The sequence below is a fragment of the Paraburkholderia phenazinium genome, from assembly GCF_900141745.1.
Lineage (GTDB): Bacteria > Pseudomonadota > Gammaproteobacteria > Burkholderiales > Burkholderiaceae > Paraburkholderia > Paraburkholderia phenazinium_B.
Genome location: NZ_FSRM01000002.1, coordinates 1,950,185 through 1,967,242, shown reverse-complemented (window position 1 = coordinate 1,967,242; position 17,058 = coordinate 1,950,185). Strand labels below are relative to the sequence as shown.

Sequence of the window (17,058 nt, the reverse complement as noted above, 5' to 3'; positions counted from 1 at the left end):
TTAAAATCAGCGACCTGGAGGACGTCTTCGGAAGATGTTGGAATAGCCGGGAAGCCTTGCTGGGCGGAAGGCAGCCGGAGTCGAACCGACCAGGGAGTGTCTGACACCCCCTACTGGATTTGAAGTCCAGCCGCACCACCAGATGCGAATGCCTTCCTTCTCGGGAAGATGAATACACCGGACACGGCGACGGCACGGACACGCTCAAAGCGTCTCGAGCAAACGACTGTCGCCGCGCACGAGTCGAAGATCGCGCTGGAAACGAGTATATCCAACGCGATCGAAGAACTCCAAAATCTGGATCGCGCGCTTGCGTCCCAAACCGCTCGCATCGCGAAATGCGGACGCGCCCAGCCCACCGCCGTGCTCCTGCGCGAGCGAACCCACCAGGCGCGCCAGTTCATACACCACGTCCGGGTGATAGAAAAGATCCCGCACCACCTGGTACACCCCACCCTGCCGCGAAAGCTTGCGCAACAGTTGCCGCACCTTCTCTTCCGGCTCATGAATCTCACTTGCCAGATCGCGCACCCAGGGCGGATCGAAACGGCCTTGCGCGATCAAGGGCAACAGCTTCGCGGCCAAAGCTTCCTCGCTCGCGTCGAGCGCGACACGATGCTCCGGCAGATGCAGCCTGGCACCGCTTCTCACCACTGTCCCTTGCATTTCCAGCGCGTCAACCAGCGCGCGCCACAACCCATCCGGCAACAGCGGCGCCGCGATACGGCGCAAGCGCGCGGCGTCCGGGCCCTGCTCGTCGGGCATGCGCAGATGAAACTGCTCCAATGCACTCACGACCTGCACGCCCAACTGCTCCCAATGACGACGCTGCACAACCACCGCATCGTCCGCGGTCTTTCCGTGCAAGGGAATAGTCAGTGCGGTCTCCGGCACGCTCAGCAGGTTTGCCGGCAACCCCGTTACATGCATGAGAGTCGAACGCAGCATGCCGTGCGGAGCCTGCTCGAGCAGCGGCTCGATCGTGCGCGCGTCGATCCATGCTCGCAGCGCATCGAGCCACGCGTGACGTTCAGGAGTGCGACGCTTGCGCGCGGGACCAAACGGATCGAGCACGCGGCCGCCGCCAACGGTCTTGGTAGCCTGCGCATTACGCACGATAAAGCGATCGCCGGCCAACGCACACACGGGCAAATCAAAAACGAGTTGCGCTCGCGCCGATTCGCCAGCATGCAAGGTATCGCCATCCAGCAACGCCACGTGCGCGACCCGATGCGTCGTGCCGATATGCACATGCAGCGGCGTCCAGTGCTGCAATGCAATGCCGGCATCGGCTAACAGCGTCAGTTCGACATCGAGCCGTTCCGACGGCTCGGCCAATCGCGCATCGACGATCCAGTCGCCGCGCGCGATCGCTTCCTTTTCGATACCGGCGAGATTGAGCGCGCAGCGCTGTCCGGCATGGCCCACCTCCGCTGCGCGATTCTGCGCATGAATGCTGCGTACGCGCACCGTCGTCGCGGCCGGCGCGAGCATTACCGTATCGCCGGTGGTCACGCGTCCGGCGAAAACGGTGCCCGTCACGATCGTGCCTTGCCCGGTCAAGGTGAACACCCGATCGATCGCCAAGCGGAATAGCCCGTCATCGCGACGCGCTCGCCATGCGACCGCGGTTTCGTGCAGATAGGCTTTGAGTTGTGCTACCCCGGCGTCGTCTGACTGCGTCGCGTTGGTTTCGAACACCGGCGCTCCAGCAAACGACGACGCAGCGAGCCACACATCAATTTCTGCACGCACTTGCGCAAGACGCGCCGCGTCGACACGGTCGGTCTTCGTCAGCGCCACTGCGCCGTGCGATACACCGAGCAGTTGCAGGATCGCCAGATGTTCCCGCGTTTGCGGCATCACGCCGTCATCCGCGGCGATCACCAGCAATGCAAAGTCAATGCCGCATGCACCCGCCGCCATCGTGTGAACGAGCTTCTCGTGGCCGGGCACATCGATCAAGCCCAATACGTCGCCGTTTTCTAGCGGCGTATAGGCATAACCGAGTTCGATCGAGATGCCACGCGCCTTTTCTTCCTTGAGTCTATCCGTATCGACGCCCGTCAGCGCGCGCACCAGCGTCGTCTTGCCGTGATCGATATGTCCAGCAGTCCCGACGATCATGCGTGCAACGCCTCGCACTGCGAGAGGAACGTGGCTTCATCGACGGCTTCGAGGCAGCGCAGATCGAGCCGCAATGCATCGTCGGCAATGCGGCCAATGACCGGTCGCGGCAATGCGTGAAGCGCTTTCTCGAGTTTCATCAATGCTCGGCCGCTACGCTTGCCGGTTGCAAGGCGCACCACCAGTCCGTAGCTAGGCAGCTGCTCGATGGGCAACGCGCCACTACCGATCTGGCTGAACATGGGCTCGGCGCTCACGATAAAACTCTCCCCGAGTGCGTGCTGCAAAAGCGGTAACGCGCGCTCGGCAAACGCCTGCATTTCCGCGGCTGGACGTGTCAGCAGACGCAGCGTTGTCAGGCGTTCACGCAGAAATTCAGGCGCCTGATAAAGGCGCAGGACAGGCTCGAGCGCCGCAAGCGTGAGCTTGCCCACACGCAGCGCACGTTTGAGCGGATGCTTTTTGATCTTGTGGATCAGATCGGCACGTCCGACGATTAGGCCCGCTTGCGGACCGCCAAGCAGCTTGTCGCCACTGAACGTCACGAGGTCGGCCCCCGCGACAATGTTCTCGCGCACGGTTGGCTCATTCGGCAATCCCCACTGCGCGAGATCGACGAGCGTGCCGCTGCCCAGATCGACTGCAACCGGCAAACCATGCCGGCGTGCAAGGGGCGCGAGTTCATCGAGCTCGACGCTTTTCGTAAAGCCGCTGATCGCATAGTTGCTGCAATGGACTTTCATCAGCATCGCAGTGCGCGGACCGATAGCCTCTTCGTAGTCCTTCAGATGCGTGCGGTTGGTCGCCCCCACCTCGCGCAGCCTTGCGCCCGCGCGCGACATGATGTCGGGAATACGGAACGCACCGCCAATCTCGACGAGTTCGCCACGCGACACGATCACTTCCTTCTTCGCCGCAAGCGCCGATAGCGTCAAAAGCACGGCCGCAGCGTTGTTGTTCACTACCGTGGCCGCTTCAGCGCCGGTCAACTCGCAGATAATGTCGTCGATCAGATCGTCGCGATCGCCCCGGCTGCCGGTTGCGAGATCGAACTCGAGATTCATCGGACGCGTGAGCGCTTCAACAACGGCGCGCACGGCCTCGTCGGGCAGCAGCGCACGGCCGAGATTGGTGTGCAGCACCGTACCGGTAAGATTGAAAACGGCGCGCAGACGGTTCTGCGCGCGCTGCGCCAGCAGAATGGCGACCTGACTGACGACGTGAGATTCGTTGCACGCGGCGTCAAGTGACATGCCGCCCTGCAGAACGTCCGGACCGCCGTGAGACATCGCAGACGCTGTGGCGGGTCCATCATCCTGCCGCTCGGCGGCACGCCCGGCGCCGGCCTGCAGATTCTGCCGCAGCCTGTCGAGCGCTGCACGCACGGCGGCGAGCACCTGGGTGCGGCCGTATTCGGCGAGCAAAGGCTGCACGGCTAAGGACGACATGACTCGCTCCACGGCGGGCACACGTGCCAGCAGCGCGTTTAACGGGTTTCCCTGCACTTCGCTCACGCGACGTTTCTCCTGCTTAGGCATCCGATGGCACTTCAGGCCACAGCAACGGATTGGGGCTACTGCGCCGATAGCCTGCTTCGTTCATCAACAGATCGAGCGTGAGGCTCGCGAGGTCGTCTGCGAGCGGCTCGAACTCGAAGTCTTTCTCCTGATAGCCGATCTTGCGATACGTATGGCATTCATCGCAGGATTCCGCCTTGAGGGCCTCGTTACCGCCCGCGATGCCATGATAGGCGATCCCTTTGGTCGAATCGCAATTCGAGCATTTGGTGCGGACCACATGCCATTCACTGGAGCATAGACCGCATTGCAGATAACGGTAGCCCTGATACTGACCGCCGACGCGCACGATGCTGGCAACTGGCAGAGCGCCGCAGACGGGACAGACGCCTGGCGTGTCGAGATAGGGAATATCGCGCGGATCGAGACGGCTCGCAAGATCGGTCCAGACCACCTGGAGGGCCGCCATGATAAACGGGGCGGAGGCGGGATCGATTTCGTTATAGCGATGGGCCAGGACCGCGTCGGCCTGGGTATCGAGTTCTTCGAGGGTCTTTAGACGCAGGGCGTCGAGAACGTTGCCGAGTGCGGGGGTGATGGCGCCGGCGGCTTCGACTTTGTCCAGCAAGCGGTGGACGACGGCGCGCCACTGCGGGTCCCGGTCCGGCGAGAGGGCCGGGATTAGAGGCATGGAGTGGTGTTGGGCCTGGGTGATCGCTTCCCGCGATGGGAGGTTTGAGATGATGGTTGTTAGCTGCAGGTGCTGGGCTGCGGCTACTGTTGACATCAGTCTGATGTAAGCGGAGATCGGATTGCCAGCGGCGAGGTTTTTTAGTCTCGCTGCGCGGGTTTCAAATACTGTCGCCCGCTCCGGCAGGCGGATGCGCGGGATCGCTGAGGGGTCCTGGGATGCTATCTGTGATGGGTCTAGGATTTTTTGGGGCATATCAACTGCGGCTCTTTCTTTGTTTGCTGCGCACGCTTTGGGGCGGGGTGTTCTGTTGCCTTGGCTGGTGGCCTTCCTATTTAACACTCTCCCGAAACCACTTAGGATGATGCTTCCTCGCCCACCCTAGCGTGACGGTACCACGCACCATAGCGCCGACGGACCCCTTGATCCAGATGGCAGCATAGATATGCACCACAATCCCAACAATGAGAACAAACGCGGCAAAAGCATGGACAAGGGCAGCAAGCCGAATCACCTCAACCGGGAAGTAAACTGAAAAATACCGCCGCCAGATAACAACCCCACTGCAAAGCAGTAACACCAGACACCCCACCATAGTAAAAAACAAAAGCTTCTGCCCAGCGTTATACCGCCCAATCTCCGGCAAATTCTCCTCGCGATTCGCGAGTACATCATCAATCTGCCTTAACCACTGTACATCGTCACGGTCCAGATAGTTGTGATGCCAAAATCGCACCGCGAGAATCAGGAACGACACAAACATCACCAGACCCACAAACGGATGCAGGATCCGCGTCCACTGCCCTCCGCCAAACAACGCCGTTAGCCAGAACATCGACGGATGAAACAACGCTAACCCAGACAACGCCAGCATCACAAACGAAATCGCCGTGATCCAGTGATTCGTCCGCTCGTTCGCCGTGTAACGCACAATCAGATTCGGGTCATTTGACTTCATCGTTCTGCTCCTCGCGCTCGCCACGAATGCGCCTGGCCTCATCCCGCGCCGCCAGTTCGTCGTCTTCCGTCACCTCGTTCGGGCCAATCCGCGTGTAATGGAAGAAGCCGGACAGCGCCGCCAAAGCAATCCCCGCCACCGCCAGCGGCTTCGCAATGCCCTTCCACAAACGCACCATCGGACTGATCCGCGGATGATCCGGCAAGCCGTGGTACAGCGAAGGCTGGTCCGCGTGGTGCAGCACATACATCACGTGCGTCCCGCTCACGCCCGGTGGGTCGTACAGTCCCGCGTGCTCGAAGCCGCGCTCCTTGAGATCTTCGATGCGCTCCGCCGCGTGCTGCTTCATGTCCTCCTTGGTGCCGAACACAATCGCACCGGTCGGACACGTCTTCACGCACGCCGGCTCCTGACCAGCCGCGACGCGGTCGGAACATAGCGTGCATTTGTATGCCCGATGGTCCGTCTTCGAAATGCGCGGAATGTTGAACGGACAGCCCGTCACGCAATAGCCGCAGCCAATGCAGTTCTCCTCATGAAAATCGACGATGCCGTTCGTGTACTGCACAATCGCGCCCGGCGACGGACACGCCTTCAGGCAGCCCGGATCCTCGCAGTGCATGCAGCCGTCCTTGCGGATCAGCCATTCGAGGTTCCCGTCCGGATTCTCGTACTCGGAGAAACGCATCACCGTCCACGAATGCTCGGTGAGATCCAGCGGGTTGTCGTACACGCCGTGGTTGATTCCCACCTCGTCGCGCAGGTCGTTCCACTCCATGCACGCCGTCTGACACGCCTTGCAGCCAATGCATTTGCTAACGTCGATCAGCTTCGCCACGGTGCCGGTCACCGGCTCCCGTACCCCCGGGGGAGGAGTCGTGGTGGCGGACAGGCGCTTGATATCCAATGATTGCAGTGCCATTTTTTATCTTGCCCCCTATGCCTTCTCGACCTTCACGAGGAACGACTTGAATTCCGGTGTCTGCGAATTCGCGTCGCCTACCACCGGCGTCAACGTGTTGGTGATGTACCCCGGCTTCGTCTGCCCCTTGAAGCCCCAATGCAGCGGGACGCCAACGGTCTGCACCTTCTTGCCGTCGATCATCAGCGGCTTGATCCGCTTGGTCACCACCGCTACGGCAATCAGATAGCCGCGATTCGACGATACTTTCACGCGGTCGCCCGCCACCACGCCCACCTCTTTCGCCAGGTCTTCGCCAATTTCGACGAACTGCTGCGGCTGAATGATCGAATTCAGCCGCGCATGCTTGGTCCAGAAATGGAAATGCTCGGTCAGCCGATAGGTGGTCGCCGTATGCGGGAAGTCCGCTGCCTTGCCGAAGGCCGCCCGGTCCTCCGGGAACACGCGCGCGGCCGGGTTGTTAGTGGCCTGCGCGTTCTGCGGATGCAGCGGGTTATAGCCAAGCGGCGTTTCAAACGGCTCGTAGTGCTCGGGGAACGGTCCTTCGTTCATCGCGTCGCGCGCGAAGAAACGCGCTACGCCTTCAGGGTTCATGATGAACGGTCCCATGCCGTTTTCCGGGGGCTCGTCCACCTTGAAGTCGGGGATGTCCGCCCCGGTCCATGCGGAACCGTTCCAGCCAATCAGCTTGCGGGTGGGGTCGAACGGCTTGCCGTTCAGATCGCACGATGCCCGGTTGTAGAGAATCCGCCGGTTCACCGGCCACGCCCACGCCCAGTTGAGGGTCTGGCCGATACCGGTCGGGTCGTCGTTGTCGCGCCGCCCCATCTGGTTGCCGGCCTGGGTCCATGAGCCGCAAAAAATCCAGCAGCCGCTTGCGGTCGAACCGTCGTCCTTCAATTGCGCAAAGCCCGATAGTTGCTCGCCCTTCTTCACCAGCACCTTGGTCGGGTCCTTCGCGTCGGTCAGATCGGTGACCGCGCGACCGCTGTACTCCATCGCCAGCTCTTCCGGCGTCGGGCTTTCCGGGTTCGCGTACGGCCATGCGAGCTTGACGATTGGATCCGGGAATTTGCCACCCTGCTCCTGATACGCCTTGCGCATGCGCAGGAAAATCCCCGACATGATCTCCAGATCGCTCTTCGATTCGCCTGGACCCTCCACGCCCTTCCAGTGCCACTGCAGAACACGGCTCGAACTCACCAGCGAACCGCGTTCCTCCGCGAACAGTGTTGTCGGCAAGCGGAAGACTTCGGTCTGGATCTTCGACGCGTCGACGTCGTTGTAGTCGCCATAATTCTTCCAGAACTCGGCGGTTTCGATGGCGAGCGGGTCCATCACCACCAGCCATTTCAGCTTGCCCAGCGCGGAAGCGGTTTTGGCCTTGTTCGGCGAGGATGCGAGCACATTGAAGCCTTGCGCGATATAGCCGTTCATCTTGCCCTGATCCATCAGTTCGATGGCTTGCAGCAAGTCGTATAGCTTGTCGAGCTTGGGCAGATAGTCGTAGCCCCAGTTGTTATCGGCTGTAGCCGCGTCGCCCCACCACGACTTCATGAAGCTCACAAAAAACGCGCCGTAGTTCTTCCAGTAGCTAAGCTGATTGGGCCGTAACTGCTGCGTAGCGCGCTTCTTGATGTAGTCGGCGTAGTTCTGCTCGCCTTCCGTCGGCAGCGTCATATAGCCCGGCAGCATGTTCGACATCAACCCAAGGTCCGTCAACCCCTGGATGTTCGAGTGACCGCGCAGCGCGTTCATGCCGCCGCCGGCGATGCCGATATTGCCGAGCAGCAGTTGCACCATCGCGCCGGTGCGGATCATCTGCGCACCGACAGAGTGATGGGTCCAGCCAAGCGCATACAGGATCGTCCCCGCACGCCCGGGCACGGCCGTCGTGGAAAGCATTTCGCAGACCTTCAGGAATTTTTCCTTCGGTGTGCCACAGGTCTTTTCGACCATCTCGGGCGTGTAGCGCGAGTAATGCTGTTTGAGCAGGTTATAGACGCAGCGCGGATCCTGCAGCGTCATGTCGACCTTCACAAAGCCGTCGTCGCCACGCTCGTAATCCCACGAATCCTTGTCCGGATACGCGTGCTTGTCGGCGTCGTAGCCGGAATAGATGCCGTCTTTGAAGGCAAAATCCTGGCGCACGATGAACGCAAAGTCCGTGTAATTCTTTACGTACTCGTGCTGGATCTTGTCGTGTGTCAGCAGATAGTTGATCACCCCACCAAGGAACACAATGTCCGTGCCGGTACGAATCGGCGCGTAATAGTCCGCCACCGATGCGGTTCGCGTAAAGCGAGGGTCGACCACGATCAGGCGTGCCTTGCGGTTCGCCTTGGCTTCCGCTACCCACTTGAAGCCACACGGGTGCGCCTCGGCCGCATTGCCGCCCATCACCAGGATCACGTCCGCGTTCTTGATGTCGACCCAATGGTTCGTCATCGCTCCACGGCCAAACGTCGGGGCAAGACCTGCCACCGTCGGGCCGTGTCAGACACGCGCCTGGTTGTCGAACGCCAACATCCCCATGCTGCGCACGGCCTTGTGCGTCAGATACCCTACTTCGTTGCTTGCGGCCGATGCAGCGAGCATCCCCGTGGTCAGCCAGCGGTTGACCTTCTTGCCATCCTCGGTGGTTTCGACGAAGTTGGCGTCGCGGTCGGCCTTCATCAGTTTCGCGATGCGGTCGAGCGCGTCATCCCACGAAATGCGCTGCCACTGATCGGAGCCGGCCGCCCGGTACTCGGGATACAGCAGGCGGCTCGGGCTATGGATGAAGTCGATCAGGCTCGCGCCCTTCGGACACAGCGTGCCGCGATTGACGGGATGATCCGGGTCGCCTTCTATATGGATGATGCTGGCCGTGGCGTTCTTCGCGCCGTCACCGAGGCCATACATGAGGATCCCGCAGCCCACCGAGCAATACGGGCAGGTGTTCCGGGTTTCAGTGGTGCGCGACAGTTTGTACTGACGGACTTCGGCGAGCGCGGGGTCCGGGGAGAAGCCCATCAGGGCCAAGCTCGATCCGGCCAGCGTGGATGCCGTCACCTTCAGGAACTGACGCCGGGACATTTGCAGCATGGTCGCCCTCGGCATGGATGTTGTGTGGGTAGTAAAAAGTATAAGACGTTTACTTATATGTGTACGTGTGACTGTGCATGACCCCAGCCGGCCATACCCTGCCGCGGGATCGTCCTTGTTATAGTGACAGGCATAGTGCTTGCAATACGTAAGGTCATACCCGCCGTGCCGCATCTGCACGTGAGCAACTTCCGGCGCCACGATCCCGTCAAGAGGCCGTATGGACATCGACACGCTATCCGCCGACAAATTGCAAAGCGCAGCGCGCCAGCAAGCCTCATGGGCAATCGGTGCGTTCAGGCAGTTCGCTGAAGACCGCTGTGCTGCGATGGCGGCAGCCATTGCGTTTTATGCCGCGTTCTCGCTGGCGCCCACGCTTGTCATGGTGATCGCCGTGGCAGGATGGTTCTTCGGCGCCCAGGCCGTGCGCGGCGAACTGTTCGCTCATATCCATGGGCTGCTCGGCGACGAAGCCGCCACCGGCGTGCAAACAATTGTCCAGAATGCCCGCCACGCGGGTAGCGCAGGTGGGATCGCGGCGATCATTTCGTTCGCGCTCCTCGCGATCGGCGCGTCGGCCACGTTCTCGTCGCTCAATAGCGCGCTCAACATCGTCTGGCCGCTCTCGGGACCGCGCTCGTCGAGCGTCATCGCGTTGGTGCGGGTCCGGCTCATTTCGTTTGGACTCGTGCTCGGCGTGGCGTTTCTGTTGATCGTCTCGCTGGTGCTCGATACAGCCATTACGTTTATCGGTCAGTGGCTGTGGGGCAACTCGCCCTACGTCGTAATCGGCAACCTGATGCAGTTGGCAGTCGGCCTGCTGGTGCTGGCCTTCGCCTTCGCCGCCCTGCTGAAATTCCTGCCCGACGCCGTGGTCCGCTGGCGCGACGCCCTTGTGGGCGGTGCGGTGGCAGCCGTGCTGTTCTCGGCAGGCAAGAAACTCTTCGCTCTCTATCTGGCCCATGCGGGCATGGCCAATTCGTTCGGCGCGGCGGGTTCGCTGGCGGTGCTGTTGATGTGGCTGTACTTCTCGGCCGCCGTGCTGCTGCTCGGCGCGGAGTTCTCGGCGGCGCGCGGACGTCTGCACGATCCGCGTGGCGCATGGGGGCAACTGGACCAGGCCCCGCCGGGCAGCCGCGCGAAGATGGCCTCGGTGTTCGCCGCTTCGACGATGTCCGGACGTACCGCAGGTCTCTCGCCCGCCGCCACGCTCGCGCAGGCGATGGCGCCGACAGAACGGCCAGACAGTTCGGACGCGCAGAGCACCGCTGCTAATGGGGCTCCGGCAGGCTCCGCGGCAAGCGAGCCGGAAACACAGGCGCAGCAGATTCAGCGGAGTCAACGCGGTCAGCAATCTCCAGCCCCGCGGGCCATGGACGTCCGCGCGGCCGCCAGCATTGGGCGCAAAGTCTTTCGGGCGGAGGGCCAGGCAACTCGCGCTGCCGCCTCGACTCTGCTGGAGGCTGGGCGCAAAGCTGCGGCGGCGGACCGCTATGTCAAACGGTATCCGTGGAGATCGATACTGCTGGCCGCCGGCGCCGGGTTCCTCGTGACCGCGGTGACCGGCCGCCGCCGCGACGATAACGCCGGCTGAGACCTTTTTCGCGTCCCATACCAGGGAGAACACTCACATTCGGGCGCAACTGTCTAGCACGCAAATCAATCCAGCGTTGATTTCAATGGAATTTGACGATCTCGCGTCACCCCACCCAGAGATACAAAAAGTTACATCCGTCCCGCCACGGACGCTTCTGTGACACATGCCAACGCCCTGACTATGAACGAAACAACAATAATGCGGATTTCGACATTCGGTGTTGCTGTATTAGCAACAATGTTCACTTTCCTTGATATATAAGCGTTTTCGGCCGGTGTCACGTTTACGAGACACTCATTTTTTTTCAGTATTACCCTTCAGACGGCCTGCGCTATTCTCCATCCCGCAACAACTAAACCAATCATCGCGTGGAGAAATGGATGAAAAAGTTCGCACTGTCTAGCCTCTCGCTGGCACTCTTGGGCGCAGCAGGCGCCGCTCATGCTCAAAGCAGCGTGACCCTGTACGGCGTGCTCGACGATTCGATCCAGTACGTTAATAACGTTAACGTTTCGGGCAGCAACAAGAGTTCCGTCGGCCTCGCCGCCGGCAACCTGCAGGGCAACCGCTGGGGCCTGAAGGGTACGGAAGATCTGGGCGGTGGCCTGAAGGCTGTGTTCCAGTTGGAAAACGGTTTCAGCCCGAACAGCGGCGCCATGGGTTCGTACAACGGCTCGAGCAAGCTGTTCGGCCGTCAGGCATTTGTTGGCCTGTCGAGCGACCAGTTCGGTACGGTCACGATCGGCCGCCAGTATGACCCGGTCGTCGACCTGGTCCAGGCAGTCACGGCTGACAACTACTGGGGCTCCACGTTCACGACGCCGAGCGACGTTGACAACAACGACAACAGCTCGCGTACGAACAACGCAATCAAGTACACGTCGCAAACGTACGCTGGCTTCCAGTTCGAAGCGATGTACGCATTCGGCGGCGTCGCAGGTTCGACTGGCTCGGGTCAAACCTGGTCGGGCGCAGCTACGTACGCAAACGGTCCGTTCAGCGTTGCAGCCGGCTACATCCGCATGGATAACGCCGACACGCTGGCAGGTCGCAACGGCGGCTGGGCTGGTACGTCGGACGGCACGTTCAACTCGATCAACACGCCGTACGTGACGGCGAAGTCGATCGGTATCGCTTCGATCGGCGCACAGTACGTCATCGGACCGGTTACGGCTGGTCTGCGTTACAGCAACGCCCAGTACAAGGCGGACGCGTTCTCGGCGTTCACCTCGACGGAACGTTACAACGTCGGCGCAGGTTTCGTGAACTACCAACTGACGCCGGCAGCATTGCTGGGTCTGGGCTACACGTTCACGCACGGTTCGGGCAACGGCGACTCGGCATCGTACAACCAGATCTCGCTGGGCGGCGACTACAACCTGTCGAAGCGCACGGACCTCTACCTGGTTGGCGCCTATCAACGCGCAACGGGCACGGGCGCAGTGGCATCGGTTGCTGACTACGACGAATTCTCGGCTTCGAACTCGCAAGCAATCGTCAGCCTCGGTATCCGTCACAAGTTCTAATCGACTTGACGGACAGCTGAAGCAGGACGCTGTCAAAAGCCAGCCACAGGCGATAAGCCGGTGGCTGGCTTTTTTCATTGCTGCGGGAATTGTTTGCGCGACCTTTGGCAAGCGCCGCGCACCCGTTCTACGGGTCTACTAGCGTTGCGCCTTGTGCTTCTCGGCCTGCGCCAGCGTCTGAGCAGGCTTCGCTTCGACCGCCTCGTCGCCACCTACCGGCGCGCGATGCATCACCAGGGCGCGCTCGGGGCGCTGCGTCGGCACGTTGGCCGACGCCTGCCAGTCGGGATCGGGAATCTCGGAGAACACCTGACGCAGGCGCTCGCCCCACGTGCGGTGGATCATTTCAAAGTACGTGTTGTCATGATCGACCGAGACGAAGCGCGTCACGCGCAGCGCGTCCTTTTCGTACACCAGCAGATCGAGCGGCAGGCCCACGGACAGATTCGAGCGTAGCGTCGAGTCCATCGAGATCAGCGCGCACTTGGCGGCCTCGTCGAGCGGGGTGGTCGGGGTCAGCACGCGGTCGATGATCGGCTTGCCGTATTTCGACTCGCCAATCTGGAAATAGGGGTTCACCGCCGACGATTCGATGAAGTTGCCCGCGGCGTAAATCATGAACAGATGCGGCCGGCTCGCACGCGCCTTGCCGCTGGCGGCAATCTGGCCACCCAGAATAAAGCTGCAATTGAAGTCGACGCCGAATTCCTGCAGCGCCTGGGCTTCACGCTGATGCACGTCGCGCACTGCCTGGCCGATGACGCGTGCCGCGTCCGCCATGGTCGGCGCGCTCCACAGCGTAGGGCGCTCGGGGTCGGATGGCTCGCTCAGCTCCTGCAACACCGCCTGGGTCAGCGACAGGTTGCCGGCGCCCAGCAGCACCAGCACACGCTCGCCGGGCTGCTCGAACACCGTCATCTTGCGCGCGGTGCTGATGTGATCGACGCCGGCGTTGGTGCGAGTATCGGACAAAAAGATGAGTCCGTCGTCCACGCACATCGCCACACAGTAAGTCATAGAAAATATCCAGAAGACCAGCAGACGCCGCTATTGTAATGCGACGCCGCCGCAGCCTTTGGTGCGATCCACCTTACTGTGGTAACTGTGCACTAACCGTCACCGAGACGTTCAGCTTTTCCTCGAGTCCGCCGATGCGCCGTCCGCGGATCGGCGCGGCCGCTTCGTAATCGCGCGCCGCTGCCAGCCGGCAGTAGATTTCGCTTGCAAACGCCGCGTTTGTTACGTCGACTGAAATCCATCCAGTGCCGAGCCAGACGTCAACCCAGGCGTGGCTCGCGCCATTCGGCACGTCGCCCGGCTCGATATAGCCACTCACGTAACGCGCCGGGATGCCGCGCAACCGACAGCAGGCCAGCATCAGGTGCGCATGGTCCTGACACACGCCGTTGCCGAGCGCGAGCGCCTCGGAGGCCGTACTGGTCACTTCCGTGGTGCCGGGCCGGTATTTCACACGCTGTGCGATCTCCTCGGCCAGCTTGATCAGGCCGCGCGGCGAATCGAGCACTGCCACCGACTGCGCCAGTTCGCGCACTGCCCCGTCGGCTTCGGTCAGCCGCGTGGCGCAGGTGTAGTGCTCGAGCGGAATGGGGCCAACCGCATCGCGCAGCTGGCCGTCGACCAGCGCAATCGTGTCGACCTCCCCCGAAACATGCAGGCGGATCTCGCTATGCGGCTTGTTCAGCACCAGCGTATGCAGCACGTTGCCATAGGCGTCGAAGGTGGAATCGAGTTTGCCGGGGGCGTCGATACTCCAGCGCCGCACCGTCTGCGAGGCGCCGCTGGAAGGCGTGAGACGCAGCTGCTGGATCGAATAATGAACCGTCGATTCGTAGCGATAGGCGGTGTCGTGGCGGATAGTCAGGTACATAAAAATAACTCCGTCAGGCCACTGGCAACATCAGATAGGTACGCGCAACGAGATTGCCCAGTTCGAACACCCGAGCCAGGAATTGCGTCAGATAAGCGTGCAGGCCGGCTTCGAAAATCTGCCGGATGTCGGAGTACACCAACTCGGCGCGCAGCTTGCCGGCAAACCGCTCGCACTGGTTGGAGCCGGTGGTACGCAGCATCGCCAGGTTGTTGCAGACGCCATCCACGGAGGCGAGCAGCGAACGCGGCATCTGCTGGTTCAGGATCATCAGCTCGACCACGCGCGCCGGCGTGACGACATCGCGATACACCTTGCGATAGATCTCCAGCGCCGACACCGAACTGAGAATCGAAGTCCAGTAGTAGAAATCTTCGAGCTGGCGCGCGGCATCGCGCGAATTCGGCTCCACGTCGGCAAAGCGCACGTCGAGAATCCGCGCGGTGTTGTCGGCCCGCTCCAGATACGTACCCAGCTGCGTGAAGAAGAACGCATCGTCCTGCAGCGCGGTGCCGATCGTCACGCCGCGCGACAGGTGCGAGCGGAACTTGACCCATTCGAACAGACCATCCGGGCTCGTGGCGAGCTGCCCCGCCGCGATCCGCTCGGTGAACTGAAGCCAGGTGTCGTTGATCGTCTCCCACCATTCGGTGGTCAACGTGCCGCGCACGGCGCGAGCGTTTTCACGCGCGGCCTGCAGGCACGAATAAATGCTGGACGGGTTGGCAGCGTCCGCCACCATGAAATCCAGCACCTTTTCGCGCGTCGGTTCGTCGTAGCGTTGCGTGAAGGCCGACTCGAGTTCGGAGATGCGCAGCACCGAACGCTGTGCGCGGGCCTCCTGCTCCGGCGTCTGCGGCAGCAGCAGCGCCTTCAGATTGATATCCAGCATGCGCGCGGTATTCTCGGCGCGCTCCATGTAACGGGCCATCCAGAAGAGGTGGTCGGCAGTGCGGCTTAGCATGACGGCTTTCCATGATTGATGACGCTGGGCATTCCTGGCCCGCGCTGGTTACCCGTTCGCGCCGGCGCTTATACGATCTGATGCGAGCATCGCGCCGGCTTTCCTTGTCAGCGGGTGTGGCTGCCGCCGCTTTACGACGGCGGCGGCGAGACCCGCGACCCCTTCAGTCGACCATCCAGGTATCCTTGGTCCCGCCTCCCTGCGATGAATTGACCACCAGCGACCCTTCCTGCAGCGCCACACGGGTCAGCCCGCCTGCGCACATCGTCACGGTCTTGCCCGACAGCACAAACGGCCGCAGGTCGATATGGCGCGGCGCGATGCCCGCCTCCACGAAGGTCGGACACGCGGACAACGCGAGCGTCGGCTGCGCGATATAGCCGGCCGGGCGCGCGATCAGACGTTTGCGAAAGTCTTCGATCTCGGCCGTGGTCGAAGCCGGTCCCACCAGCATTCCATAGCCGCCTGCGCCGTGCACTTCCTTCACCACCAGCTCAGGCAGATGCGCAAGCGTATAGGCGAGATCGTCCGGCTTGCGGCACTGGAACGTCGGCACGTTGTTGAGAATCGGCTTCTCGCCGAGATAGAACTCGATCATTTCCGGCACGTACGGATAGATCGATTTGTCGTCGGCAATGCCGGTGCCCATCGCGTTGGCGAGCGCCACGCGCCCAGCCCGATAAGCGGTCAGCAGACCCGGCACGCCGAGCGCCGAATCGGTACGGAACGCAAGCGGATCGAGAAAGTCGTCGTCCACCCGGCGATAGATCACGTCGACCCGCTTGGGTCCCTGGGTGGTGCGCATGAAGACGTAGTTGTCGTCGACAAACAGATCTTTGCCTTCCACCAGTTCCACGCCCATCTGCTGAGCCAGGAACGTGTGCTCGAAATACGCCGAGTTGTACATGCCCGGCGTGAGCACCACGACGACCGGATCGTCGACGCCTTCCGGCGCGACCGAACGCAACGTATCGAGCAGCAGATCAGGATAGTGCGCCACCGGCGCAATGCGGTTCTGTACGAACAGTTCCGGAAACAACCGCATCATCATCTTGCGGTTTTCCAGCATGTAGGACACACCGGACGGCACTCGCAGATTGTCTTCGAGCACGTAGAAAGCACCGTCGTCGCCGGCCCGCACCACGTCGACGCCGGCAATATGCGCATACACGCCGAGCGGCACATTGACGCCCTGCATCTCCGGACGATACTGCGCATTGGTATAGACCTGCTCAGCGGGAACGATGCCGGCGCGCACGATATTGCGGTCGTGATAGACGTCGTGGATAAACAGATTGAGCGCCTGCACGCGCTGCCGCAGACCCGCTTCGAGAGACTGCCATTCGCCGCGCGGAATGATCCGCGGGATCAGATCGAACGGGATGAGCCGTTCGGTGCCGGACAGGTCGCCGTTAACCGCGAAGGTGATCCCCACGCGGCGAAACAACAGGTCCGCCTCCGCGCGCTTGCGCGCGATTGCCTCATTGCCCTGCTTTACGAGCCAGCGCTCGAAGCGTGCGTAATGAGGCCGCACGACTTCATCGTGATGACGCATCTCGTCATAGCATCGCATGTCACGCCCCGCTCTTGTTGTCGGATAGAAGGCGAATGCGCTGCGCATTCGGGTGTTCAACAAGCATCAAAGCAAACGCTATGCCATTGGCTTTCCGCACACAAACCGGAGAAGGATGCACACGAACAGCGCATACGGCCCGCACAGCTTCGGCATCATCGTACTGCGGCGCCCCGCAATGCGCTACTCCGGTGCATCGGGCGCATCT

12 protein-coding genes and 1 tRNA gene are annotated in these 17,058 nt (G+C 61.6%); 2 read left to right on the top strand and 11 right to left on the bottom strand.

Annotation, left to right across the window (positions count from 1 at the left end):
* Positions 1–64 precede the first annotated feature (64 nt).
* The 7 genes from BUS06_RS28700 to fdnG form a co-directional block, all read right to left on the bottom strand.
* A tRNA-Sec gene (locus BUS06_RS28700) sits at positions 65–157 on the bottom strand.
* Positions 158–204: 47 nt separating this feature from the next.
* Positions 205–2,127, bottom strand: a complete 1,923-nt coding sequence (gene selB / locus BUS06_RS28695) for a selenocysteine-specific translation elongation factor (RefSeq protein ID WP_074267750.1) — start codon at positions 2,125–2,127, stop codon at positions 205–207.
* On the bottom strand, positions 2,124–3,641 hold the full coding sequence (gene selA, locus BUS06_RS28690; protein WP_074267749.1) for an L-seryl-tRNA(Sec) selenium transferase: 1,518 nt from the start codon (positions 3,639–3,641) through the stop codon (positions 2,124–2,126). The genes selB and selA overlap by 4 nt, the downstream gene beginning before the upstream one ends.
* 16 nt (positions 3,642–3,657) lie before the next feature.
* The gene (gene fdhE, locus BUS06_RS28685; RefSeq protein ID WP_074267748.1) at positions 3,658–4,590 is read right to left on the bottom strand and encodes a formate dehydrogenase accessory protein FdhE; all 933 of its coding nucleotides are present in this window, start codon (positions 4,588–4,590) and stop codon (positions 3,658–3,660) included.
* A gap of 76 nt (positions 4,591–4,666) precedes the next feature.
* Positions 4,667–5,293: a formate dehydrogenase subunit gamma gene (locus BUS06_RS28680; RefSeq protein ID WP_074267747.1), complete on the bottom strand. Its 627-nt coding sequence runs from the start codon at positions 5,291–5,293 to the stop codon at positions 4,667–4,669.
* Entirely contained in the window at positions 5,280–6,215 is a 936-nt protein-coding gene (gene fdxH / locus BUS06_RS28675; RefSeq protein WP_074267746.1) for a formate dehydrogenase subunit beta, read from the bottom strand. The genes BUS06_RS28680 and fdxH overlap by 14 nt, the downstream gene beginning before the upstream one ends.
* Before the next feature lie 15 nt (positions 6,216–6,230).
* Complete coding sequence (fdnG, locus tag BUS06_RS28670) at positions 6,231–9,302, bottom strand: formate dehydrogenase-N subunit alpha (RefSeq protein WP_143787671.1); 3,072 nt, start codon at positions 9,300–9,302, stop codon at positions 6,231–6,233.
* A 220-nt stretch (positions 9,303–9,522) separates the two neighbouring features.
* On the opposite strand from fdnG, the gene BUS06_RS28660 reads away from it, so the two are divergent.
* Together BUS06_RS28660 and BUS06_RS28655 are read left to right on the top strand one after the other, a co-directional pair.
* Positions 9,523–10,896, top strand: coding sequence for a YhjD/YihY/BrkB family envelope integrity protein (locus BUS06_RS28660; RefSeq protein WP_074267743.1), 1,374 nt, complete (start codon positions 9,523–9,525; stop codon positions 10,894–10,896).
* A gap of 383 nt (positions 10,897–11,279) precedes the next feature.
* Positions 11,280–12,425 (top strand): porin, encoded by a 1,146-nt coding sequence (locus BUS06_RS28655; RefSeq protein WP_074267742.1) that lies wholly within the window; start codon positions 11,280–11,282, stop codon positions 12,423–12,425.
* A gap of 138 nt (positions 12,426–12,563) precedes the next feature.
* On the opposite strand, the gene BUS06_RS28650 is transcribed toward BUS06_RS28655, so the two are convergent.
* From BUS06_RS28650 to BUS06_RS28635, 4 genes are all read right to left on the bottom strand, one after another.
* The gene (locus BUS06_RS28650) at positions 12,564–13,442 is read right to left on the bottom strand and encodes a proteasome-type protease (protein ID WP_074267741.1); all 879 of its coding nucleotides are present in this window, start codon (positions 13,440–13,442) and stop codon (positions 12,564–12,566) included.
* Positions 13,443–13,515: 73 nt separating this feature from the next.
* Positions 13,516–14,313 (bottom strand): transglutaminase family protein, encoded by a 798-nt coding sequence (locus BUS06_RS28645; RefSeq protein WP_074267740.1) that lies wholly within the window; start codon positions 14,311–14,313, stop codon positions 13,516–13,518.
* A gap of 13 nt (positions 14,314–14,326) precedes the next feature.
* Entirely contained in the window at positions 14,327–15,277 is a 951-nt protein-coding gene (locus BUS06_RS28640; RefSeq protein ID WP_074267739.1) for an alpha-E domain-containing protein, read from the bottom strand.
* 163 nt (positions 15,278–15,440) lie between these two features.
* Positions 15,441–16,850: a circularly permuted type 2 ATP-grasp protein gene (locus BUS06_RS28635; RefSeq protein WP_074269340.1), complete on the bottom strand. Its 1,410-nt coding sequence runs from the start codon at positions 16,848–16,850 to the stop codon at positions 15,441–15,443.
* Between the last annotated feature and the right edge of the window lie 208 nt (positions 16,851–17,058).